Source organism: Shewanella sp. BJSY2023SW005 (assembly GCF_047314585.1).
In the GTDB taxonomy this organism is placed as follows: Bacteria; Pseudomonadota; Gammaproteobacteria; order Enterobacterales; family Shewanellaceae; genus Shewanella; species Shewanella algae.
The window spans coordinates 14,825-38,193 of record NZ_JBKORJ010000015.1 but is presented as its reverse complement, the minus strand read 5'-3'; the positions used below and the strand labels follow the sequence as shown (position 1 = coordinate 38,193).

At 55.2% G+C, this 23,369-nt stretch carries 16 protein-coding genes; 9 read left to right on the top strand and 7 right to left on the bottom strand.

Annotated elements, in window-relative coordinates; translation table 11 throughout:
* Positions 1 to 87 precede the first annotated feature (87 nt).
* On the top strand, positions 88 to 360 hold the full coding sequence (locus ACMHXI_RS02600) for an acylphosphatase (protein ID WP_025011030.1): 273 nt from the start codon (positions 88 to 90) through the stop codon (positions 358 to 360).
* On the opposite strand, the gene ACMHXI_RS02595 is transcribed toward ACMHXI_RS02600, so the two are convergent.
* The 3 genes from ACMHXI_RS02595 to ACMHXI_RS02585 are packed head-to-tail and all read right to left on the bottom strand — an operon-like array spanning position 361 to position 5,593.
* The gene (locus ACMHXI_RS02595) at positions 361 to 1,479 is read right to left on the bottom strand and encodes a CsiV family protein (protein ID WP_144165772.1); all 1,119 of its coding nucleotides are present in this window, start codon (positions 1,477 to 1,479) and stop codon (positions 361 to 363) included.
* Positions 1,479 to 4,943, bottom strand: coding sequence for a transcription-repair coupling factor (mfd, locus tag ACMHXI_RS02590; RefSeq protein WP_413733928.1), 3,465 nt, complete (start codon positions 4,941 to 4,943; stop codon positions 1,479 to 1,481). Before mfd ends, ACMHXI_RS02595 begins: the two co-directional genes overlap by 1 nt.
* A 53-nt stretch (positions 4,944 to 4,996) precedes the next feature.
* On the bottom strand, positions 4,997 to 5,593 hold the full coding sequence (locus tag ACMHXI_RS02585; RefSeq protein ID WP_039035105.1) for a hypothetical protein: 597 nt from the start codon (positions 5,591 to 5,593) through the stop codon (positions 4,997 to 4,999).
* Between the two features lie 96 nt (positions 5,594 to 5,689).
* Here ACMHXI_RS02585 and ACMHXI_RS02580 point away from each other — a divergent pair, with 96 nt between their 5' ends.
* The 3 genes from ACMHXI_RS02580 to lolE are packed head-to-tail and all read left to right on the top strand — an operon-like array spanning position 5,690 to position 8,887.
* The gene (locus tag ACMHXI_RS02580) at positions 5,690 to 6,922 is read left to right on the top strand and encodes a lipoprotein-releasing ABC transporter permease subunit (RefSeq protein ID WP_039035104.1); all 1,233 of its coding nucleotides are present in this window, start codon (positions 5,690 to 5,692) and stop codon (positions 6,920 to 6,922) included.
* On the top strand, positions 6,915 to 7,631 hold the full coding sequence (lolD, locus tag ACMHXI_RS02575; RefSeq protein WP_208142878.1) for a lipoprotein-releasing ABC transporter ATP-binding protein LolD: 717 nt from the start codon (positions 6,915 to 6,917) through the stop codon (positions 7,629 to 7,631). The genes ACMHXI_RS02580 and lolD overlap by 8 nt, the downstream gene beginning before the upstream one ends.
* Positions 7,628 to 8,887 (top strand): lipoprotein-releasing ABC transporter permease subunit LolE, encoded by a 1,260-nt coding sequence (gene lolE, locus ACMHXI_RS02570; RefSeq protein WP_208142877.1) that lies wholly within the window; start codon positions 7,628 to 7,630, stop codon positions 8,885 to 8,887. The genes lolD and lolE overlap by 4 nt, the downstream gene beginning before the upstream one ends.
* A 155-nt stretch (positions 8,888 to 9,042) precedes the next feature.
* Here the strand turns inward: lolE and ACMHXI_RS02565 are convergent, their stop codons facing one another.
* Entirely contained in the window at positions 9,043 to 9,549 is a 507-nt protein-coding gene (locus tag ACMHXI_RS02565) for a DUF2062 domain-containing protein (protein WP_144168519.1), read from the bottom strand.
* 29 nt (positions 9,550 to 9,578) lie between these two features.
* Between ACMHXI_RS02565 and ACMHXI_RS02560 the strand changes: the two genes are divergently transcribed.
* The 5 genes from ACMHXI_RS02560 (at position 9,579) to ACMHXI_RS02540 (ending at position 16,007) form a co-directional block, all read left to right on the top strand.
* The gene (locus tag ACMHXI_RS02560) at positions 9,579 to 11,966 is read left to right on the top strand and encodes a DNA internalization-related competence protein ComEC/Rec2 (RefSeq protein ID WP_338402358.1); all 2,388 of its coding nucleotides are present in this window, start codon (positions 9,579 to 9,581) and stop codon (positions 11,964 to 11,966) included.
* Positions 11,967 to 11,999: 33 nt separating this feature from the next.
* Entirely contained in the window at positions 12,000 to 13,799 is a 1,800-nt protein-coding gene (gene msbA / locus ACMHXI_RS02555; RefSeq protein ID WP_028780481.1) for a lipid A export permease/ATP-binding protein MsbA, read from the top strand.
* Positions 13,800 to 14,828, top strand: coding sequence for a tetraacyldisaccharide 4'-kinase (gene lpxK / locus ACMHXI_RS02550; RefSeq protein ID WP_045282658.1), 1,029 nt, complete (start codon positions 13,800 to 13,802; stop codon positions 14,826 to 14,828).
* Entirely contained in the window at positions 14,818 to 14,997 is a 180-nt protein-coding gene (locus ACMHXI_RS02545) for a Trm112 family protein (RefSeq protein ID WP_025011023.1), read from the top strand. The genes lpxK and ACMHXI_RS02545 overlap by 11 nt, the downstream gene beginning before the upstream one ends.
* Positions 14,998 to 15,281: 284 nt before the next feature.
* Positions 15,282 to 16,007: a phosphotransferase gene (locus tag ACMHXI_RS02540; protein WP_028780479.1), complete on the top strand. Its 726-nt coding sequence runs from the start codon at positions 15,282 to 15,284 to the stop codon at positions 16,005 to 16,007.
* 40 nt (positions 16,008 to 16,047) lie between these two features.
* Here ACMHXI_RS02540 and ACMHXI_RS02535 read toward each other — a convergent pair whose 3' ends face one another.
* The 3 genes from ACMHXI_RS02535 to ACMHXI_RS02525 all read right to left on the bottom strand — a co-directional run bounded on the left by ACMHXI_RS02535 (position 16,048) and on the right by ACMHXI_RS02525 (position 23,358).
* Entirely contained in the window at positions 16,048 to 16,932 is an 885-nt protein-coding gene (locus ACMHXI_RS02535) for an MBL fold metallo-hydrolase (protein WP_413733924.1), read from the bottom strand.
* A gap of 109 nt (positions 16,933 to 17,041) precedes the next feature.
* Positions 17,042 to 20,113: an efflux RND transporter permease subunit gene (locus ACMHXI_RS02530; RefSeq protein WP_208186645.1), complete on the bottom strand. Its 3,072-nt coding sequence runs from the start codon at positions 20,111 to 20,113 to the stop codon at positions 17,042 to 17,044.
* Positions 20,110 to 23,358 carry an efflux RND transporter permease subunit gene (locus ACMHXI_RS02525; protein WP_208186643.1) on the bottom strand — a complete coding sequence of 1,083 codons (3,249 nt, stop codon included), beginning with the start codon at positions 23,356 to 23,358 and terminating at the stop codon, positions 20,110 to 20,112. The genes ACMHXI_RS02530 and ACMHXI_RS02525 overlap by 4 nt, the downstream gene beginning before the upstream one ends.
* Positions 23,359 to 23,369: the final 11 nt, after the last annotated feature.

The window sequence follows — 23,369 nt, the reverse complement described above, 5'->3', positions numbered from 1 at the left end:
GTTTTTTTTGCTTTTTTGTTAATCAACTGCTTGATTTATAAGCATGGCAACACAAGGCCACCAAGACAAGTCTACAAGGAGACGCCCATGAAGCGGGTGCTGCTGACTGTGAAAGGCAAGGTGCAGGGAGTCTGTTTCAGACGCTTTACCCAGCAAAAGGCTCAGTCACTTGGGGTGACAGGCTATGTGCGCAACAAAGAAGATGGTTCGGTCGAGGTGTTGGCGCAGGGCGCCTTCCCGGCGGTCGACCACTTGATTGCCTGGTGCGAGCAAGGGCCACCTCAGGCTCGGGTCGATGGAGTGTATGTAGAGGAAGACGAGGCAGATGAGATCTACCTCGACTTCTCTATCAGTGATTGATCAGAGTTCTTCGCCACCATCGGCTTGAGTTTGGCTGCCCGGCTGGGCCATACGCCTTACCTGTAGGATCATCCCCATTCTGGGATGATCGAAGTAGTGTATTTCCCCGCTGCGAATACGGCGATTCTGTTCCATGGGAATGCTGTAAAGAAAGGGGGTTTGCAGCTCAGGTTCGCCTTCCTGGGTGGCCAGAGATTTATAGCCGGCCTCCCTCAAGTTAAAGCGGGTTTCCACATAGAGATAATGGCTGAGATAGATATTCAAAAGCCCATCGAACTCCCACACCGCCTTGGGTGTTTTGGGGACCATCAAGCTCCCAAGCGCTGCGTATTCCTCACTGCCCATTTGATTTGGTTCACTTAGGCCATTGCCTATTGCCTGCCCAGGCAGTTTGTCTTCCGACAAGCCATTCAAAGAGGAGCTTGAAGTCGTGTCCAACTGGCTCTGGGGTAAACCTGACTGCCTGAACTGCGAGCCAAAGTTACGGCCACCAAAGAGATGCATCGCCTCTGCTCTATGGCGAGGTTTCATCTGTTGCTGCCAGGTGAGGTGCAAAAGCCCTTTCAAACCGCTCTGCCGCTTGAGGGCATTGATAACACCGCCAAATTGGGCCTGGTTCTCACTGAGCAGCAAGGCGCCGGGTTGGCTGGCTGTGCTGCTGTCTCTGGGACTGATATTCACAGGCAACTGCTTGGGCATACGGATTTCCGCTTGCTGCTGTTGGCAAGGCAAACCGGCGGCATCCGCTTGAGTCGTGTTATCGGTCTGGGCCAGAGATATCACTTGGCCTGCCTGAAGGGGACGGCCGCGCTGTGAGTCAAAGGTATCTTTATTGAGAGCCTTATCTGCTGCGCTGTCTGCGGATTGAGATTGCCATTGCGGATCACAGTCTCCCACAGCCATGCTGCTTGAGCTGATTTCGGTGGCGACCTGGGGAGTGATCAAGTCTATGGTCTTGTTCAGCTTGAGCTCCAGCGGCGTATCCGGCCACTTTTCCGTGCTTGGCCCGGGGCGTTCAAACAGGTATACCTCGACTTCGTACCAAGGGTATTGTGCCGCCTGCAATACAGGCGAAAGTGTCAGCCCCAGAGCCAGGGTTGCCAGCATATTTCGATACACTATTTTTCTCCCACAGTGTGTTGTGCCAGTTGTTGCAGCAGTAGACCCACTATCTCCAGGCGTTCTTTACTGCTTTCGGCCGCCAGGGTGAACTTTAACTTATTCGGTCCATCCATTCGATAGATTTGTGGCTGGGATTGCAACAGGCCAATGATAAAGCCGGGATCGATAATATGATCGTCACCGAACTCTACACTGCCGCCGCGGGCGTGAAAATCCAGTTTCTTCAGCCCGAGCGCGGTGGCCTGATGCTTGTACAGTGTCAGTTGCATCAGGTTACGGGTGGCTTCAGGCAACAAACCGAAACGGTCAATCAGTTCTACCTTGAGCTCATCCAGCGCCGCTTCCGTAGTGCAGTTGGCTATCCGTTTGTAGAGCGACAGACGAATATTGACATCGCCCACATAGTCTTCCGGCAACAGCGCCGGGATCCTCAGCTCGATTTCGCACTGCTGGTTGAGCATCTGCGCCAGGGATGGCTCCTTGCCCTGTTTCAGCGCCTTGACCGCCGACTCCAGCATCTCCATATAGAGGCTGAAGCCTATCTTGGAGATATGGCCGCTCTGCTCATCCCCCAGCAATTCACCGGCGCCGCGGATCTCCAGATCCTGAGTCGCCAGCATAAAGCCGGCGCCAAGATCTTCCAGGGCATCAATCGCTTCCAAACGCTTGCGGGCATCTGAGGTCATGCGTTTCGGATGCGGGGTCATCAGATAGGCATAAGCCTGGTGATGGGAGCGGCCAACCCGGCCCCTGAGCTGATGCAGCTGCGCCAACCCGAAGGTGTCGGCCCGCTCTATGATGATGGTGTTGGCGCTCGGCACATCGATACCGGTTTCAATAATGGTGGTACACACCAACACGTTGTAGCGTCTGTGGTAGAAATCGGACATTACCCGCTCCAGCTCGCGCTCACGCATCTGGCCGTGGGCTACGACCACTCTGGCATCGGGCAACAGCTCGCGCAGCTCTTCGGCGCGTTTCTCTATGCTCTCCACATTGTTGTGCAGGTAATAGACCTGGCCGCCACGGAGGATCTCCCGCTCTATGGCCTCACGGACACTGGCCTTGTCGTATTCGCGCACGAAAGTTTTCACCGCCAGGCGTTTGGCCGGCGGGGTGGCGATAATCGACAGATCCCGCATGCCGGACATGGCCATATTCAGGGTGCGGGGAATAGGGGTCGCCGTCAGGGTGAGAATGTCCACATTGGCCCTGAGCGCCTTGATCTTCTCTTTCTGCCGTACCCCGAACCTGTGTTCCTCATCTATGATAAGCAGGCCGAGGGAGTCAAATTTCACCTCGCTGTTGAGCAGTTTATGGGTGCCGATAACAATATCCACCTTGCCGTTTGCCAGGTCGGCAATCACCTGTTGCTGCTCTTTGGCGGTGCGAAAACGGGACATGACTTCAATTTGCACCGGCCAGTCGGCGAACCTGTCCTTGAAGTTTTCATAGTGCTGCTGAGCCAGCAGAGTCGTGGGCACCAACACCACCACCTGCTTGCCGGCGTTGACGGCAACAAAGGCGGCGCGCATGGCCACTTCTGTCTTGCCAAAGCCCACGTCACCACAGATCAGACGGTCCATAGCCACCGGTGACTGCATATCGGCGAGAACGGCGGCGATGGAGGTTTCCTGATCCACTGTCTCTTCGAACGGGAAACCCTGGGCGAACAGGGCGTATTCGGCCTCATCCAGTTCACAGGCCTCGCCGGGGCGGGCCTGACGGCGAGCGTAAACATCCAGCAGCTCGGCGGCCACATCGCGAATGCGCTCTATCGCCTTCTTCTTGGCCTTGGCCCAGCTCTCGTTGCCCAACTTGTTGAGGTTGGGGGATTCATCCGGTGCCACGGCGTAGCGGCTGATGAGGTGCAGTGACGACACAGGCACATAGAGTTTGTCGCCACCGGCGTATTCCAGCTTGAGGTATTCGGCCACCACGCCGCCGGTATCCAGGGTTTCCAGCCCCTGATAGAGGGCGACGCCGTGCTCCAGATGCACTATGGGTTGGCCGACCTTGAGCTCGGCGAGGTTTTTAATCAGGGCATCGCTGCTGATCTGGCGCTGTTTTTCCCGCCGCCTCTGCTGGGAGATCCGCTGACCGAAGAGCTCGGTCTCGCAAATAATGCTCAGCTTGGGCTCATGGAGTACGCAGCCCTTGGCAAGGGGCGAGACGATTAACCCCAGCGGCGCATCCGAGTCGATAAACGCCTTGAGATGCGGGAACAGTACCGGGCGCAACTCTATCTTGGCCAGAAGCTCCATCAGCGCCTCGCGGCGGCCTTCGGATTCGGCGCTCAACAGGACTCTGCCCGCCGAGGCGATATAATCGGCCAATGCCTGCAAGGGCTGCTTCAGCTTATGGTTGACCGAGATATCCGGCAGCGCGCTTACTGCAGCCAATTGCTGCTGTTTTTGGGCATCCACCTGGCTCAGTTGCAGTCTTGGCCAGCGCTTGAAGGCGGCAAACAGCTGCTCGGTCAACAGATATAGGTCTGCCGGGGCCAGCAGGGGCCGCAGCGGATCGACCCGCCTGTCTTCATAGCGATTGCGCACCTGAGTCAGGTGGGTGTCGGCGGCTTGCTGCAGGTCGCCCAGCGTCAGCAGTTGCACATCGCCGGCAAAATAGTCAAATAGTGTCGCGGTTTCATCAAAGAACAAGGGCAGGTAGTTTTCGATACCGGCGGGCATCAAATGGCGGCTCACCTGCTGATAGATGGACTCGGGCTCTTTAACCAATACTTCAAAATAGCGCCGATAACGCTGGCGGAAGCCTTCAATGGCCCGTTCATCTGTGGGGAACTCCTTGGCCGGCAGCATTCGTACCTGCGACAGGGGTTCCTTGGATAGCTGGGTTTCAGGATCGAAATGGCGAATCGATTCCACTTCATCATCGAACAGTTCAATTCGCAGCGGCTCGGATGAGCCCATGGGAAAGATATCCAGAATCGAGCCGCGAATGGCAAATTCACCATGTTCATAAACCTGGCCGACCAGATGGTAACCGGCGCTGACCAAGTGCTCGCGCATCTGTTGCAGGCTGTAGTTGTCACCCTTGTTCAGCAACATCACATTGGCCGACAGGAAAGACTTGGGCGGCAGTCGTACCATCAGGGTGTTGATAGGCACTATTACCAGGGCGCGCTTGGCACTTGGCAACCTTGAAAGGGTTTCCAGCCGCTGGGAGATCAGATCCTGATGCGGCGAAAAGCTGTCGTAGGGCAGGGTTTCCCGATCGGGAAACAACCACACGGGCAGGGCATCACCCAAAAGGTATTTAAGTTCGGCTTCCAGTGTCAGGGCGGTTGGCGTATCCGCTGTTACCAACAGGCTGACACCTTGATGTTGGCGGGCGAGGTTGGCCAAGGTCAGCGCGCGCTCCACGCCTTCGCCGAGGCCGAGATGGCGGATCTCGCCGGCCTTTGGGGCACCCTCAGGCGCCAGTACAGAAAACTTATTCATTGAAGATGTGATAACAGATTCATTCTGAATGGATTGCGCACCATTGTAGAGATTTAGGATGGCTCATGCCAGTTGGGATCCTGACTGGCCTTACGCCGCTTGAGCTGCTTTTGTTGCACGCTGAGACTGGCCTTGACCAAGAGTTCGATATCGGCATCCTGGATCACCCGATAGTCGAGATCGGCCAGAAACTGGCCTTCATGGTCTGGGTCGTCGCGGCATTCCCGCACCGAGGCGATGCACTGCAAGGACAGGATTTCATCGCGAATAAACAGGGTCAGCTTGCAAAATGTACCGGCGTCCAGTGCCTGGGGTAACTGCACCCGCACGCCGCTGCCGCCAAATTGCACCCCGGGGCAGTGTTGGCCTTCGCGGCTCTCCTGCTCCAATACGTGCTGTAACACTAGATCTATCTTACGGGACTGGAGTTTGAGGTAGTCGACTATTGCCCGGCCCTCATCGCCGAGTTGCCTCAGCTGCAACAAACAGCCGGCTTCCAGCGCCTTGACCTCGCTCATCAGTTTCAAGCCGGTGGATTGCATCGCCAGCAGTTGGCTCTCGGTCGGCAAGGGAGTGTCCTTGGGCCAGAGGCTGAGATAGACATCGAAGGCGTGGGGCACGCTGAAGTATGGATTGGATTCAGGAAACAAGGTCCCGCCTCTTGTATTTACCCAGTCAATCCACCTATTATCGTGCCCACTTCATTGATTTAGCAAGCGCAGCGCACAGGACATGCTATCCCTCTCATGAATCCGGGACTCTCATTTTACATAGGTTATCGTTACTGGCGTGCCCGCAAGGCCAACGCTTTTGCTTCCTTTATTACCTTCTTCGCCGTCAGCGGGATTTTTCTCGGGGTGGCAGCATTGATTATTGTCAGCTCTGTGATGAACGGCCTGGAAGGCCAGCTCAAGACCCGTATCCTGGGGGCCATTCCACAACTGACAGTACATACGGACAACTCTTTTGATGACTGGCAAAGCTTTAAAGGCGATTTGCAACAATTGCCCGGCGTGCTTGGGCTGGCGCCTTCGGCGACCACCCAGGCGATGGCCCAGTCGGCCGATAATATCAGTGCGGTGCAGCTCTATGGCATCTACCCCGAGGCCGAAAAAAATCTCTCGGTTGTAGCCAAACACGCCTATCTGGATGCCTTCGATTCGCTCAGCAGCGGCAGCTACCGGGTGTTGTTGGGCTCAGAGCTGGCACGGCGGCTTAATGTTGCCACCGGAGACAAGCTGCGCCTGCTCAGCGGTGATGGTGTGGTGTACTCGCCGCTCGGGCCTGTTCCCAGCCAGCGAATTTTTGAAGTGGCGGGTATTTTTGAGATGGGTTCTCAGGTAGATGCCGGGGTGGCTTTTCTGCACTATGAAGATGCCCGCCGCTTGATGCGTCAGTCGCCAAAGCAAATTCAGGATCTCAGGCTGTTTCTGAGCGACCCCTTCAGCGCCCCGGCGCTGGCGCCCAAGGTTGAACATTTGTTCGAAGATAAGGGAGTCGAGGTGAGCGTCAGCGACTGGCGTGACAGTTATGGCCATCTCTTCGCCGCGGTGAAGATGGAAAAGAACATGATGTCTTTGATGTTAAGCCTGATTGTTGCGGTGGCAGCCTTCAATATCGTCTCTGCGCTGGTGATGATGGTGGTGGATAAAACTGCCGATGTCGCCGTGCTCAAGACCCAGGGGCTGGGCAGGCTGGATATCATGACGATTTTTATCTCCCAGGGCTCCCTCAATGCCCTGATAGGCCTGGCGCTGGGTTTGGGTGTTGGCATAGTGGCCACCCTCAACATTAATCCGCTGCTGTCGACCCTGGGGATCGCCGTATTGGGCGCCGGGCAGAGGTTACCCGTGCAGCTGGAACCGCAGCAACTGGTGCTTATCGCCATCGGCACTCTGCTGATGACCCTGGCCGCCACCTTATACCCGGCTATTCGGGCCGCCCGGGTAGAACCTGCGACTGCACTTAGATATGAATAAGAGAATCAATACCATGCAACAAGCCGCGCTCCTTGAAGCCAAAGCCGTCAGCAAGAGTTATCAAGAAGGTAAGCTCAGCACCAAGGTGCTGGAGCAGGTCGACCTCAAGGTGTATCCGGGGGAGCAGTTGGCGATTGTCGGCAGTTCGGGCTCGGGCAAGAGTACCTTGCTGCATATTCTTGGCACCTTGGATAGGCCTTCTGCCGGTCAGGTGTTGCTCGAAGGCGAGGATTTATACAAGGCCTCGGCTTCCCGCCAGGCACAGCTGCGCAATCAGGCGATGGGCTTTATCTATCAGTTCCATCATCTGTTACCCGAATTCAATGCCCTGGAAAACGTGGCCATGCCGGGGCTGATTGCCGGTCGACCCAAGGCGGAAGTGCGAGCGCAGGCCAGGGCCTTGCTCGAAAGAGTGGGGCTGGGACATAGATTGGCTCACACCCCGGCGGAGCTTTCCGGTGGTGAGCGCCAGCGGGTGGCCATTGCCAGGGCCTTGATCAACAGCCCCAAAGTGGTACTTGCCGATGAACCTACGGGTAACCTGGATGCCCACAGCGGCGAGGCTGTCTATGAGCTTATCCGCGAGCTGGCCTCACAACTGGGCACGGCTTTTGTGGTGGTAACCCATGATCATCAACTGGCGACCAGGATGGATAGGCAGCTGCAGATGGTCGATGGTCGTTTGTCGGCGCCGGAGGCGGGCCAATGACGGCGCATCCTGCCTTGCTGCCCCTGGTCATCGGCTGGCGCTTTTACCGTGCCCGCCAGAGCAGCAGTTTTATCAGTTTTATCTCTTTTGCTTCCACCGCAGGTATCGCCCTCGGGGTTGCCGTGCTTATTCTGGTGCTGTCGGCGATGAACGGCTTTGAGCGCGAGCTGGAGCAGCGCCTGCTCGGGGTTGTGCCCCAGGGGGAGTTGAGCCAGGTCCGCGAACCTATTCATGACTGGCGTCAGATAGTGTCGGACGCCGAGCAAATCGACGGCATCAGCGCCGCCGCTCCGCTGGCACGTATGCAGGGGTTGGTGCAAAAGCCGGGCGGCTTTGTCGGCTTGTCTGTGGTGGGGGTTAATCCCGAGGCCGAAGCGCGGGTTTCGACCCTGAGTCAATATCTGACACAGGAAAGCTGGCAGAGCCTTGCGGGCGACAGCAATCATATCGTGCTGGGCCAGGGGATGCTGGACAAACTGGGACTTAAGGTGGGTGAGCGCCTGACCCTCTATCTGCCATCACCCCATGGCAAGGGCAGTGGTCAACTGGCGCAGGCCCGCAGTCATTCGTTGTTGATAAGCGGCAGTTTTCGTCTCGGCGGCGAGCTTGAATACACCACGGCTTATGTGCCCATGGCCTATGCCCAGCGCCTGCTTGGGCTTGCAGACGAGGTGACCGGGGTGAGAATCAAGGTTGAACGTGTGTTTGAAGCGCCGCGGCTGATTCGCGAGCTGGGTTATGCCCAGAGCCAGACTTTGTATCTCAACGACTGGACCCGCACCCAGGGGCATCTTTACCAGGACATTCAGCTGGTGCGCACCGTCATGTATCTGGTGCTGGCATTGGTAATAGGTGTGGCCTGTTTCAACATAGTCTCCACCCTGGTAATGGCGGTGCGTGACAAGGCTTCGGAAATCGCCATCTTGATGACCATGGGACTTAAGCGCGGCGCCGTGATGCTGGTATTTATTGTCCAGGGTGCGCTCAATGGTGTGCTCGGCTGCGCCATAGGAGCTCTACTGGGGGTACTGCTGGCCAAGAATCTCTCGGCCATCGCCAAGGGGATTGAGCAGTTGACCGGGCATAAGTTGCTCTCGGGGGATATCTATTTTATCGATTTCTTGCCATCCAGGCTCGAGTTGTCAGACGTACTGGTCGTGGTGGCTATGGCGCTGCTGATGAGTCTGCTGGCTACCTTGTATCCGGCGTTCAGGGCCAGTCGAATCGCCCCGGCAACCGCCCTGGCCGGGCGCTGATAAGCGACAGGCACATCCTAAATACCAAGAACCCGGCCATCGCCGGGTTCTTGGTTTTGGTTGGCTGAACATGCTTTGGGTTGCCAAGTTTGGTCAGCGCTAAGACTAGGTATCCCTGAATTGTGCCGCTCCAGTGATGTTACTGCCAGCAGCAATTACTTACGTCGTTTTTGCCACTGCAGATAGATGGAGTACTGCCAGGCACTCTTGATCACAAAATATCCCGTCAGGGCACTGACCACACCCAATACCAAACAACCGAGCAGGAAAGGTGGGCCTATGGTACTGATGGAAGATTCTATCCAGGCCCAACTGGCTTCGAAGGTAAACTGCTGCGGCGGGTGATTGAGCAGCTTGGCGCCTATCAAATAGGCCAGGTAAAACATGGGCGGCATGGTCACAGGGTTGGTAATCCAAACCAAGGCGACCGACACCGGCAGATTGACGTGGAAGTAGATTGCCAGCGCGGCGGCCAACACCATTTGGAACGGCATCGGCATCCAGGCAACAAACAGGCCTATGGCGAAGGCGCCGGGGGCAGAGCGGCGATTCAGTGCCCAGAGGTTGGGTTTGTTCAGCAGGCTGCCGAAGATCCTGAGGTGTTTATGATTCCTCAGTTTCTCCGGATCGGGCATGAATCTCTGAATGATCTTTTTTGGCATAGGCTTGGATTGCTGTCTTAAATTACTCAATGATGAATCAATGCTTATCGGGCTTTTGCATCGCTGTACTCTCGGCCATGCTTTGGCCTTGGATACCGCCCTTATTCTCATTGCCAATTATTGCAGTGCTGCTGGTCTTGTGCCTCAGAGTCTTGAGCGGGAGCTGGGTTCCCAAGGGAAGTGCTTTGCTCTATGGTGCTTTGGGCGGCGTGCTGTGGGTCAGTGTTTACTGTCAGTTAGTTATTGATATTAAAAGCCTTACTGACTCATCATCCAGCTCTGAAACGTCTGTTACTCAGACACTGCGGGGCGAAATCATATCACTAGTTTCTGCAAACGGCGACTGGATCCGTATGGATATTCGGCCAATTGATGATAATTCTCCAACCCTGGCCTCCATGTGGCGTTTGAGCTGGCAGGGGGATGCATTGCCGTCACCGCAATTGGGTGAGGTGTGGCAGTTTGAAGTCAAACCCAGAACCTTCGCCGCCGTGCTTAATCAGGGCGGCTTCAATCGTCAGCGCTATCTGCTCGGCGAGCGAATAGCTGCCAGAGGCCAGGTGATATCAGGTGAGCGGCTGTTGCCATCAACTGGGCTCAGGGCACGTTTGGTCACAGAGTTAACTCCAATATTGGCCGAAATCGATGGCGGCGATCTGCTGCTGGCGCTGACCTTGGGTGAGCGGTCACTCTTTTCCAAGGCGCGCTGGCAAGAGCTGCGCCAGTCCGGCAATGCCCACCTGGTGGCGATTTCTGGGTTGCATCTTTCGGTGGTCGCTTTCTGGTGTTATCTGCTGAGTTTTGGAGCGCTCAAACGTTGGGCACCCACCTATGGGCGGCGCAATTTGGTGTTGGCATCTTTGGCGGCGTTGCTGATGGCACTCTTTTATGCCTATCTGGCGGGCTTTGCCATTGCCACCCAAAGAGCCTTGCTGATGCTGTTTTTGCTGGTGCTCTCTTCATTAATGATGCGCTATGCCTCGGCCTGGGATCGGCTGCTGTGGGCGCTGGCCTGTGTGCTCTTGATTGACCCCTTGGCCAGTCTCAGCGGCGGCTTTTGGTTGTCATTCTCGGCACTGGCGTTAATTTTGCTTAGCCTTAACCATCAAGTTCATAATCCTAACGCTCTGGAGCAGGAGCAAGTGCTGACCCACTGGCCTGCCAAGCTCAAGCGCTGGGCCTTGGCATTTTGGGCGATACAGTGGCGCCTTTGTCTGGGGCTGTCGTTACTGCAGGCGGTACTCTTTGGCGCCGTGACAGTTCACAGCCTGTGGCTCAACTTGCTGCTGGTGCCTTGGTTCAGTTTACTGGTGATCCCTCTGGCGCTACTGGCACTGCTGCTGTGGTCGATTTTTTCCGCTCTCGGCATGGATGCAGTGGCACTCATGCCTTGGCAATTGGCGTCTCTCAGTCTCTGGCCGGTGCAAAAATTATGGCAGTTCAATAGTCAGCTTCCCGGCGGCTGGCTCATGTTGCCGCAGGCTCTCAGCGCCGCGGCGCTGTTGCTGTTTCCGGCATGGCTTTGTTGGCGTTTGTTGCCCAAGGGGCGGGGAGTGGCCATGCTGCTGATATTGCCCTTTATACTGCAGCTCGGGCTATGGCTTGGACTGCTCAAACCCAAGGGCTGGCAGCTGCATATGTTGGATGTGGGGCAGGGGCTGGCTGTGGTGGTACAAAAGGGGCCTAATGCATTGCTCTATGATACAGGTGCGGCTTTTGGCGAGCGTTTCAGCTACGCAGAGCGGGTGATAGTGCCTTTCCTTGGCGCCAAAGGCGTGACCAAGCTCGATTTCCTTATTGTCAGCCATGGCGATAATGACCACGCCGGAGGTACCCAAGTGCTGATGCAGGCCTTTGACAAGGCAGGTTTGATAACCGATGTCCCTGAGCTCAAGAGCAGTCATCCAAAGCGTTGGCACAGGGGCTGCCGTCCGGGGATGCTCGATTGGCAAGGGATAGAGCTGAACTTTCTCGGCCCCGAGCAGCCAGAGCCAGGCAACAACGGTTCCTGCGTGCTGCAACTCTTCGATGGACATCATAGGGTACTGTTACCGGGGGACATAGAGCTGGCCGCCGAGGTTGCCTTATTGCACAAAAAAAGCTCACTTGAGAGCGATATTTTACTGGCGCCCCATCATGGCAGCCGCACTTCATCTCACCCAGAGTTTATCGGTGCTGTGGCGCCGAAATGGGTGTTGTTTGCTGCCGGATATGGCAATCGTTGGGGGTTTCCCAAAGAGGAGATACGTTTGAGATATCACGCCTTTGGGGCCCAAGCCTTGATTTCCGGCGAGCTGGGGCAGGTGAGTATCCACTTTGATAGCCAAGGTTATACAGTGCACAGTTACCGCGAGGATCTGGCGCCATTTTGGTATAACCGCTTGTTTGGGTTTGGTATGGCAGGGAATCCAGAGTAGAATGGCGACTTTGTCATAAATATAGTTTCGCTGATGAGCACATCTCAACAACGTGAAGTCTGGACGGTTTTCAGACGTTTGCTGTCCTACCTCAAGCCTCTCAAAGGGGTATTTATCATCTCGATTCTGGCGTTGATCACCTATGGGGTTGTGGACGCTACTTTTATCGCTTTTGTGAAACCTTTTATTGATGAAGGCTTTGCCAATAATTCGGTCGTTGCCGGCGTGGAGCTGGGCACCTCCAAAGGGTTTAATGCCAGCTCGGATGTGTTGACCATGGCCCCCTTCGTGGTAGTGGGGCTGTTCAGTCTTAGGGGATTGGCCAACTTTGTCTCTACCTATGGCATCTCTTATATCAGTGCCAAGCTTATTCAGGACATGCGTCAGCAGGTGTTTGAACACATACTGTCGCTGCCTGTCAGCTATATGGACAAGGAAAACACGGGTTCCTTGATCTCCAAAGTAACCTTCGACACAGAGCAAATTGCCAGAGCCTCCGGCAGCGCGCTGATCACCTTGGTGAGAGACAGTGTCACTGTCATCGGCATGCTGGGGTTGATGTTCTATTACTCCTGGAAGCTGTCGCTTTGCATTCTGATCATTGGTCCTTTCATCGGGGTGGTGATTGCCGTTGTCAGTCGCCGCTTCCGTAAGGTATCGCGGCAGATCCAGGGCGCCATGGGGTCAGTGACTGCAGTGACCGAGCAGATGATCAAGGGCCACAAGAACGTGTTGTCTTTCGGCGGTCAGAAGACTGAGGCCGAGCGTTTTGCCAAGGTCAACGATCAAAACCGCTATCAGAACATGAAGTTGGCAGCGGCCCAGGCCATCAGCCAACCGCTTATTATGATCATAGGTTCCTTTGCATTGGCCTTTGTACTCTATGCTGCGAGCTTTGACAGCCTGAAGGATGAACTGACCGCGGGTACCTTTGCCACTATCCTGGGTGCCATGCTGGCCATGCTGCAGCCCATCAAGAACCTCACCCGGGTTAACGCCGAGTTTCAACGCGGTATTGCTGCCTGTACCACAGTGTTTGAGTTGCTGGATACTCCGGGGGAGTCCGATAGCGGCACTCACACAGTAGAGCGGGTTGAGGGTAATCTGCGTTTCGATAACGTCAGCTTTGGTTATCCGGGGCAGGAGCGTCTGGCGCTTGAGAATATCGACTTTGAAGTGCGTCAGGGGCAGACTCTGGCGCTGGTGGGCCGTTCAGGCTCGGGTAAGTCGACCATCGCCAGTCTGGTGACTCGTTTTTACGCTGGACTGAAACAGGGGGAGATTACCCTGGACGATGTCAGTATTTACGACTATTCACTCAAGTGTCTGCGTAGCCAGGTCGCGTTGGTGTCGCAGCAGGTCACTCTTTTCAACGACACCATAGCCAATAATATCGCCTATGCCTATCCAGGCGAGGCGACCCGCGAACAGATAGAAAACGCCGCCAAATTGGCCTATGCGATGGAGTTTATCGAAACCTTGCCCCAAGGACTGGATACCGAGATAGGTGAAAACGGCGTGATGTTGTCCGGTGGTCAACGCCAGCGGATCGCCATTGCCAGAGCCATCCTCAGGGATGCCCCTGTGTTGATCCTCGATGAAGCGACCTCGGCACTGGATACCGAATCAGAGAAGGCGATTCAAAAGGGGCTGGATAACCTGCGCCGCAATCGTACCTCGATAGTTATTGCCCACAGGCTGTCGACCATTGAAAGTGCCGATCAGATTTTGGTGGTCGATCAGGGCAAGATCCTCGAGCGCGGCACGCATCAGAGCTTGCTGGAAAAGGATGGGACGTACGCCAAGTTGTACCAGATGCAATTCGGAGGTTAAGTGGAAGCTCTGCTTAACCGTATCTGGTATCAGAAGCATTGGGCAAGGTGGTTGCTTTGGCCGCTTTCCTGGTTGTTTGCCTTGCTCAGTGGCCTGAGACGCCTGGGGTTTAAACTTGGACTCAAGGCCTCGCAAGCTTTGCCCGTACCCGTGATCATTGTCGGCAACATTACCGTCGGCGGCAGTGGCAAGACGCCTACCGTTATCTATCTGATTGAGTTGCTCAGGCACTATGGTTACCACCCCGGGGTAATAAGCCGTGGTTATGGCAGTGGTCAAACCGAGCCGAGACTTGTGCCCCAAGGCGCCAATCCAACGGATTTTGGTGATGAGCCGGCGATGATAGTGGCCCGCACTCAAGTGCCTATGGCTGTGGGAGTAGATCGTATAGCCACCGCCGAGTTGCTGCTGGCGTCCGCTGAGGTGGATATTATTATCAGCGATGATGGTTTGCAGCATTATCGACTGGCGCGGGATATTGAAGTGGTGGTGCTCGATGCCAGCCGCCGCTTGGGTAATGGCATGTTATTGCCAGCAGGTCCCTTGAGAGAGGGTGAATGGCGCTTGGAGAGTGCCGATTTCGTTATTCACAACGGTGAAGCCAGCGATACTGTCAGAGAGTTTGGTATGCAGCTCATTCCCGGTGCAGTACTGAGTGTCGCAGGGGAAAACCAGACTCAGGCCCCCACAGCGCCTATGGCGGTAAAAGCCATGGCCGGTATCGGTAATCCGGAACGTTTTTTTGAAACTCTCTCTCAGATGGGGTTCAAGCTCGAAGCCCAAGAGGTCTTTGCCGATCATCAGGCCTACAGTCTGGAGGCCTTGACGCCGCTTGGTGATGAACTGCCGCTGCTGATGACAGAAAAAGATGCGATCAAGTGTCGCGAATTTGCAAAACAACACTGGTGGTATTTGGCCGTCAATGCCAAGCTATCACCCCAATTCGATGCCCAATTGCTGACTCGGGTGCGAGAGGCAATGGCAAGCAAACAAAAGGCAAACCAAAAAGGACAGTCTGATGGCGTTTGATAAGAAACTATTGGAAATCGTAGCCTGCCCCATATGTAAAGGCAGACTGGAGTATGACAAGCAGGCACAGCAACTCATCTGTAAGGCAGATAGGCTGGCTTATCCTATCAATGATGGGATCCCTGTGCTGCTGGCTGACAAGGCCGAGCCTTGGCAGGAAAAGCAATAACAGCCCCTGTCCGATCCCCCCAATCCGCAACAGCGGATTGGGGTCTACATTTCTACTTCCCTCCCTGGCATCGTCTCCCTCTTTTGTATTAGTTGTTGTGTTTGGAAATTGTTAATTTCATTCATCAATTGTTTTTATCATTAAGCCTCTGTGGTATTAGTCTCTGAAAATGCGTTAAATAGCAGGGTTTTAGCCTAAGTGAATTTGCTTTAATCGCCATTCCCTAAGATACTAATAAGAATTTTCTGTGAACCACCACCAATTCTTGGAAGGGAGTCCTGTCCATGGAGCAACCTAAATTCAATCAATATGTTCTGCGGGTGCTGGAAGCTCATCCCGGGGAGCGTATTTGCTCGTTTGAATATGAGGGTAAAAAATACTGGCTCAAACAGGCAGAGACTCTTCAGGGGGCCATGCGGGTGTTGAAACCCAATCCTCAACTGGCGCTGGAAAAAGAGAAACAGACTCTGGAACATCTGGCCAGCCGCTCAGCTCCTGTGCCGCGCATTGTTCAGTCCGATAAGGGCTACTTTGTCGTGGAAGATGCCGGTGTGACAGTCAAAGACTGGTTGGCACTCAAATCGCAGGATCAGCAAGGCATGCAGCAGATCCTCAATGACAGCGCCGCTGCTTTGGCGGGTTTGCACAGTATGGGCTTGGCCCACGGCCGTCCGGCACTAAGGGATATCAGTTGGCAACAGGGACAGGTAACCTTTATCGACTTTGAAGCCAATCAAAAGGGTAAAGACATGCTGATGCAGCAGATAAGGGATCTGCTGGTGTACATTCACAGCTTATACCGCTACATGGGGCCGGCCAACGAAGCGATTGCCCAAGCGATAGCCAGTTATCGCCAAGCCGGTGGTGAAGCTATCTGGCATGAGACCAGAAGTTTCCTGGTCAGTTGGCAGTGGCTCTATCTGTTGCTGAGGCCGTTTCGCGATATAGGCGGCCGTGATCTCAAGCCCATCTATTGGGTGTTGTGGCATTTTCGCAATATTCCTGCCTGAGCCTTGCCGAGTCAATAAACGCCTACAACTGAGAGGGCAGTCATTCCTGGGTTAATCCCTGATACAGGGTCTTGACCCAGCGCTCCTTGGGGATGAACTGCCAGCCCCATTCCCGCCATGCTTGGGGCAGTTCTGTGGCCTGCATCTGTTCGAGAGTCATGCCGCGCTGCTTGCCCTCTTTCATCCAATTGATGCAGTCATCCAGCATATGTTTGAACCTCAGGAGATCGGCCTTATTGGCCAGTTCACCATGACCTGGGATAACCAAGGTATCCTGATCTATGAGTTCAAGCACGGCCGCGACATTGTCTCTGTAGCCGATGACTGAGCCGCCGTGGTCGAGATCGATAAAAGGAAACCTGTCTTTAAAGAAGAGATCGCCCATATGCACCAGTTTGCGATCCTGCCACAGCACCAGGGTGTCACCATCCGTATGCCCTGGGCCCAGATGAATAAGTTCCAACACCTGGTTGTTGAAGTGAATTTTCAGTCCCTTGTCATAAGTGATAACAGGTAGCGCCTTCTTTTGGGTTGCTTTCTCATTCAACCGCTTGAGCACATTCTCGTGGGCAAGAATGTTGGCGTTTTGGCCAAAGTACAGATTGCCCCCGGTATGATCGCCGTGAAAATGGGTATTGATGACAAAAGCCGGATGGCCCGGCTTGAGACCCTGTAATGCCGCAGAAATCTTCTCTGCCAGCGGCGCAAACTGGTCATCTATGATAAGCAGTCCATCCTCCCCGGCGCTGACACCTATGTTGCCGCCGGCGCCGGTCAACATATAGCGACCTGGCAGCAGTTCATGAGTGGTTATCTTGACCTTGGCATAGGGATTCTCGGCATAGGAATTGTTTTCCGCCGCGGCAGCCAAGCTGACAAATGTAAACAGCACGAGTGATGTAAAGCGTTTAAGCAAACCTGGCATGGGAACTCCAAATAGTTGAGTGCTGGGATAAAGCTAGTTCGCTATTGATGTCCGGGCAATAAAAAAGCTGCCATGGCAGCTTTTTTATCTGTTCTGCGGTGTTTTGGGCTCAGGTCCAGGGCAGCAGGCGCTGACTGAGTTTGAGCGATTGCCCGAGCCTGATGGCCGCATTATGACGCAGGCGGAAGAAGGCCTGGTAACACAGGGGCACCAAATAGAGACTGGTCAGGGTGGAGAAACTCAAGCCGCCTATGATGGCAATCGCCATAGGTGAGTATGGCGGGCCACCGCCGCCTATCTGAGTGTCTCCCAGCGCCAGAGGAAGCAGGCCCAGAACTGTGGTCCCAACCGTCATCAATACCGGCCGCAAGCGGGTGACACAGACAGAGGCGATGACCTCAGACAACTGCTCCAGCGGTGGCGTCATCTGATTGATTTGATCCACCAGCACTATGCCGTTGTTGACCACTATCCCCATCAGGATCAGTATGCCTATCATGGCCATCACGGACATAGGCGTGCCACTCAGCCACAGGGCCCAGAATACCCCTGTGATGGAGAAGAGTATGCTGGTAATGATGGCGCTCGGCAGCAGCAGCGACTCAAACAAAGCCGCCATCACTATATAGATCATGGCAATCGCCAACACCATGTTGATCAGCATGACTGACTCTTCCTCGTCCTGACGTTGAAAGCCGCCTCTGAGTGAGTAGTCATAACCATGGGGGAAGTTGACATGCTTGAGCGCCGCCATGATCTGTTTCTGCGCCTCTTCCATACTGAGATCTTCAAGGTTAGCGCCTATGGATAGTGCCGTCTGGCGATCATAGTGACGAATGACATCGAATCTGGGGACAATTTCCACCTTGGCCAGACTCTCGAGCGAATAGACCTTGTTGTCCTGTCGCACTATGGGCAATTGTTTTAGCCGCTCCAGCGACTGACGCCAGTCGCGTTCAAAGGCCAGTTCGATTCTGAGCTCACCACTGGGATCGTGGCGAAATGAACGCAGCGCCGCGCCCCGCAGTGCCAAGGAGATACTGCCGGCAATATCCTTGATGCTCAGTCCCAGGCGGGCGGCCAGCTCTCTGTCTATCTGTACTATCACCTCCTGCTGGGCACCGTTGAGCTCAGAGCGCACATCATGCAGGCCCTCTATGTTGGAGAGCAAAGGGATCACCTGTTCACTGAGGCGAATCAGCTCTGAGGTGGATCGCCCGGTCAGTGTGACTCTGACGCCGGACTCATCGCTGCCCCAGCCAAACTGAGGCTTGGCAATGGAGAACTTGGGAAATCCTTCGCGGATCCGCTTTTTCAGCTCGGCGACATCTTCCTCCAGATCCGGCTTCAGCAGTATGGTGGAAGAGGCATCCTCGGGAGAGTAATAGCTGTAGACGGCATCTATGTGGAACTCTTCCTTATGGGCATAGAGGTAGTCTTCCATCTGGCTGACCATGGCCTCGGTGACCGCCAGGCTGTGACGTCCTTCCAACTGGTAGTTGATGTAGAAGCGCTCCTTGCTTTGGCTGTCCTGACTGTCCTGTTTCACCAACGACAGCGGCAGGGCGGTTGACAGCAACATCAGCAGTGCCAGGCAAGTAGCGATTTTCGGGTGCTGCAATATCCAGTTGAGACTGGTGTGGTAAGACTTCTGCAGCCGCGATTCTTTCTCGACCCGCTCAAACCTGAGTTGCAGTTTTGACAGCATCAAGGGGATCAGTGTCTTGGCCACCAACAGCGAGGCTGCCAGCGAAATGCAGATGGCGATGGCAACATGTTCGAGGAAGATAGTCAGCTCCACTTTGACCCCGAAAATATTCGGCAGGAACACTATCGCCGTGGTCAGGGTGCCGGCCAGCACCGCCAGCGCTACCTTGTCGACCCCGTTGAGGATTGCCCGATCGCCATTGTCGTTGGGGCTGTCATCTGTATTGTGACCGGCAGCGCCATGTTGCTGCTCCTGCAACACACTCTCTGTGACCACCACGGCATTATCAATCAGCATACCTATTGCCAGCAGCAGCCCCATCATAGAGAGGATATTGAGGCTGTAGCCGAGAAAGTACATGCCGGCCAATGTCATACAGATGGAGATGGGCACGGAGGAAACCACCACCAGAGTCATGCGCAGGTTGCGCAGGAACAGGTACAGCACGGCAAAGGAGAGCAGGGCGCCCAGCAGGCCGGACATTAATAAGTCCTTGAGTGACGATTTCACTCCATGGGCCTGATCTTCCATGATAAACAGCTTGATCCCCTGAAATTGCTTGTCCTCTCTTGCGGCCTCAATCACTTTAAGCACCCTGGCCGAAACCTCCACCAGATTGGCGCCGGATTCCTTGAACACATCCAGGCCGACGGCATATTTCTTATCCAGATGGCGGCCCTCGGTGGCTTCAGGCAGGGCGAAATTGACTTCGCTGATATCGCCCAGGGTCAAACCCGGCAGCAATACCAGCGCCTTGATCTCTTCGAGATTACGGAACTCGCCCTTAGGAGACACCTGATAGACCCGGCCGTTGTCCCTCAGGTTGCCGCCGCTTATCACAAAGTTTTCTGCCGCCAGACGCTTGTGAATGGCGGGAACACTCATGCCACTGGCAGCCAGGCGCTGGGCATCGAGACGTATCTCTATCTGTTTTTGCTCCACGCCATAGAGAGTGACCTTGGAGACACCTTCCACCCGCTCCAGTGGCCGTTTGAGCTGTTTTTCCAGTAGATCGAAGGCGCCGGAGAGTTCCCGCTCACTGGATATCCTGATATTCAGCATAGGCATGTCGGCAGTGGAGAACTGCATGATAAACACCCGCTCCACATCGGTTGGCAGCAGATGGCGCACCGCATCCACCTTTTCCCGCGCTTCCAGGCTGCGGGCGGCGACGTTTTCACCCCACTTCATTCTCACTTCTATCTCGCTGCCATCCTGGCTGGAACGTGAGCGCAGCTCATCGAGTCCACCCATGGTGGCGAGTGACTCTTCCAGGACATTGGTGATGTCGCGTTCCACTTCCGCCGGAGAGGAGCCTTTGTAAGGCACCTGGATGAAGATCCGCGGTATCTCTATCCCGGGGAACATCTCCAACGGCAGCAAGCGGCTGGCGGCCAGACCAAAGAGCAAAATGGCCACAAAGAACATGCTGGTGGTCACCGGGCGCTTAAGCGCCAGTTTGGTCAGGTTCATGCGCCTTCTCCCATGGTGGCCGGCTCGGCGTACTGTTTGCGGTCGAACAGGGCATAGAGCACAGGAATAACCACCAGAGTCAGCAGAGTCGACAGGCTGAGGCCGAAAATGACAGTGATCGCCATGGGGGCACGTACTTCACTGCCATCCCCTAAGCCTATTGCCATGGGCAGCAGCCCCAGATTGGTGGTCAGTGTGGTCATCAGTATGGGTCTTAAACGCGATGCTGCCGCTTGCTTGATGGCGTCGAGACGTTGTTTGCCGCTTTGCCTGAGCTGATTGATCCTGTCTACCAATACTATGGCGTTATTGACCACTATCCCGGCGAGCATGATAAGGCCGATAAAGACGATGACAGACAACTGGGTGCCGGTTATCGCCAGGCCGTAGATACTGCCGCTCAGTGCCATGGGTACAGCCATCAGGATAAGCAAGGGGTGCAGCAATGACTCAAACTGACTGGCCATCACCAGATAAACCAGGAATACCGCCAAGATCAGCGCTATCTTCAGCGATTGGAACGAATGCTCCATCTCTTCATTCTGACCGCCGAATCGGCTTTGCACCGAGGCGGGTAGTGTCAGTTGGCTGAGAATGCGTTTGGCACTGGCCACTGCCTGATTAAGATCGCCATAGGCCAGATTGGCCGACACTATGGCTACCCGCTGCTGGCTGATGCGATTGATTGCCGAAGGTCCGAGAGTCAACGAGACATCGGCCACGGCGCTCAAGGGGATGGGCTGCGGGCTGGATGGGTTGATCAGCATGGCATCGATATCGCTTATCTGATTGCGTTCATCCAACTCGCTGCGCACTAAAATATCTATCTTGCGCTCCCTCAGGGTGTATTTGCTGGCTACGGTACCGCCAACCCGCTGGGCTATGCTGGTGGCCACGGTTGGCGCATCCAGGCCAAGGGCGGCCATTCTGGCGTGATCAAAACGGATACTCAGCTCCGGCTGACCGTCACGCAGGCTGCTGCTGACATCGACAAAGCGGGGATCGCCCTCCAGCGCCTTAACCAGTGAAGCGGCCGAGGTTTTCAACTGTTCCAGTTCATAGCCGGACAACTCTATCTCCAGCGGAGTCTTGAAGCTGAACAGCTCGGGATATTGGATCTGCGCTTCCAGCTCGGGAATAGTGCGCAAAGTGCTGCGCAGTTTGGCGGCAACTTGGTCAAACGCGCGGTGATCGGCCAGCACCACCTGCAGACGCCCCCAGTTTTCGCCGCCACGCCGGGTATCCGAGGTCATAAGTCCACCGCTGCCGGCCTGGCTGTATGCGTGTTTCACGTCCTCTCTGTCCTTGATAGCCAGCGCCAGACGCTGCAATACGGCATCGGTTTGGCTCACCTCACTGCCGGGAGGCAGCAGGATTTCCACATAGAATTCGCCTTGATTCATCGGTGGGATCAGCTCCATTCCCAGGCGGCTCATCAAGACGCCAGAGATGGCGGTGACCACAACGGCCAGCGCCAGAGTGATGCCTCGGAACTTGAGCGCCAGGTTCAGCAGCGGCCGATAGCCATCGGCCAGCCAGCCGTAGCAAAGGTTAAACAGTCTGGACAGCGGCTTCATCACCAGGGATACCAGCCACACCAGCAGCCGGGTGACGATTAACACCAGCGTCAGCAGCAATCTTGGCAGATAGCTGAGCAGCAACAGGAAAGGGAAAGTAAACACAGTGGCGCTGTAATGCTTGAGTTTGCCAAGCTTACCCGCCGGAGGCTGCGGTTTGTCACGCTTGACCAGTTCCGGCAACATTGTGAAGCCTTCGCGGGAAGCCAACATAGGAATCGAGGTGAGGGCAACCAGCAAAGAGGCCAGCAGGGCGAAAGTAACGGTCAGGGCCTGATCGGCAAACAGGGCTCCGGCAATGCCGTCGACAAATACCAAGGGTACAAATACCGCCAGCGTGGTCAGGGTGGAGGCAAAAATCGCCCCGGCCACCTCTTTGGTTCCTGTGATGGCGGCCTGACGGCGATCCATCCCCTGGGCCTTGCACCTGTCGATGTTTTCCAGCACCACGATGGCGTTATCCACCAACAGCCCCACCGCCAGCGCGATACCGCCGAGCGACATGATGTTAAGACTGATATCGGCAAAATACATCATGTTAAAGGTGGCTATCACAGAGAAGGGGATAGAGATGGAGATGATCAGGGTAGGGATGATGTCTCGAAGGAACAGGTAGATCACCAGCATCGCGAGCAGACTGCCGATAAGGGCTGATGAAGTCACTTCACTGACGGCGCTTTCGATAAACTCCGACTGATCGTAAATTATCTCGGGCACTGGCGTGGCGCTGTCTTTGGCCTCGGAGCGCATCTGTTGCAACTGGCTCTTAAGCTTACTGGCTACGGCTACCGTATTGGCATCGCCCTCCTTATAGATGGCGAGCTCAATGGACTCCTTGCCGCCGATGCGAGTAATATCGCTGCGCTCTTTAAAGGCATCTGTGACCTCTGCTATTTCGCCAAGACGTACCAGGGTATTGCCCTTTTGATAGACAATCACATTGGCCAGCTCATCGAGGGAGTGGAACTGGTTAACGGTGCGCACCAGATATTCGCGGTCGCCCTGGATCACCTTACCGGCAGAAAGGTTGACGTTTTCTTCACTGATACGGTTGCGAATGGCTTCGCTGCTGAGATCCAGCTGTGCCAGTTTCTCTTGATTGAGCAGAATATGCACTTCCTGCTCCAGTCCGCCGGAAAGGCGCACGGCAGCGACTCCGGAAAGCGACTCGAGATCCCGCTTAAGCTCCTCTTCGGCATAAGTCCGCAGGCGCTTGAGCTCGGCTTCTGTGGCCTTGGGGGCCGGCAGTGCCAGGCGCATGATGGGATCGAGATTGGGATTAAAGCGCAGCAACAAAGGCTTTTTCACATCCAGTGGCAGCTCTATGGTGTCGAGTTTTTCCCGCACATCGAGACTGGCCATATCCATCTCTGTGCCCCATTCAAATTCGAGCACCACATCGGACATACCGGAACGGGAAATCGAACTTATCTGCCTCAAGCCTTTAACAATACCGACCGCTTCCTCGATAGGTTTGGAGATAAGCTGCTCTACCTCCACGGGTGCCGCGCCCTCGTATAGGGTGCGTATGGTGAGTGTGGGGTAGCTCAAGTCAGGCAACAGCTTTACCGCCAGACGGGAGAAACCCACCATGCCGAACAGGATAACGGCCAGCATAAACATCCAGACGGTCACCGGACGCTTGACCGAAGTGGTAATAATAGACATAAGAGGTGGTC

Excerpts from the sequence above, each read along its gene's own strand:
- ACMHXI_RS02525 (WP_208186643.1), bottom strand. The coding sequence starts at position 23,358 with ATGTCTATTATTACCACTTCGGTCAAGCGTCCGGTGACCGTCTGGATG.
- ACMHXI_RS02560 (WP_338402358.1), top strand. The coding sequence starts at position 9,579 with ATGATGAATCAATGCTTATCGGGCTTTTGCATCGCTGTACTCTCGGCC.
- ACMHXI_RS02535 (WP_413733924.1), bottom strand. The coding sequence starts at position 16,932 with ATGCCAGGTTTGCTTAAACGCTTTACATCACTCGTGCTGTTTACATTT.
- ACMHXI_RS02530 (WP_208186645.1), bottom strand. The coding sequence starts at position 20,113 with ATGAACCTGACCAAACTGGCGCTTAAGCGCCCGGTGACCACCAGCATG.
- ACMHXI_RS02565 (WP_144168519.1), bottom strand. The coding sequence starts at position 9,549 with ATGCCAAAAAAGATCATTCAGAGATTCATGCCCGATCCGGAGAAACTG.
- ACMHXI_RS02540 (WP_028780479.1), top strand. The coding sequence starts at position 15,282 with ATGGAGCAACCTAAATTCAATCAATATGTTCTGCGGGTGCTGGAAGCT.
- lolE (WP_208142877.1), top strand. The coding sequence starts at position 7,628 with ATGACGGCGCATCCTGCCTTGCTGCCCCTGGTCATCGGCTGGCGCTTT.
- ACMHXI_RS02600 (WP_025011030.1), top strand. The coding sequence starts at position 88 with ATGAAGCGGGTGCTGCTGACTGTGAAAGGCAAGGTGCAGGGAGTCTGT.
- msbA (WP_028780481.1), top strand. The coding sequence starts at position 12,000 with ATGAGCACATCTCAACAACGTGAAGTCTGGACGGTTTTCAGACGTTTG.
- ACMHXI_RS02580 (WP_039035104.1), top strand. The coding sequence starts at position 5,690 with ATGAATCCGGGACTCTCATTTTACATAGGTTATCGTTACTGGCGTGCC.
- lolD (WP_208142878.1), top strand. The coding sequence starts at position 6,915 with ATGAATAAGAGAATCAATACCATGCAACAAGCCGCGCTCCTTGAAGCC.
- ACMHXI_RS02545 (WP_025011023.1), top strand. The coding sequence starts at position 14,818 with ATGGCGTTTGATAAGAAACTATTGGAAATCGTAGCCTGCCCCATATGT.
- mfd (WP_413733928.1), bottom strand. The coding sequence starts at position 4,943 with ATGAATAAGTTTTCTGTACTGGCGCCTGAGGGTGCCCCAAAGGCCGGC.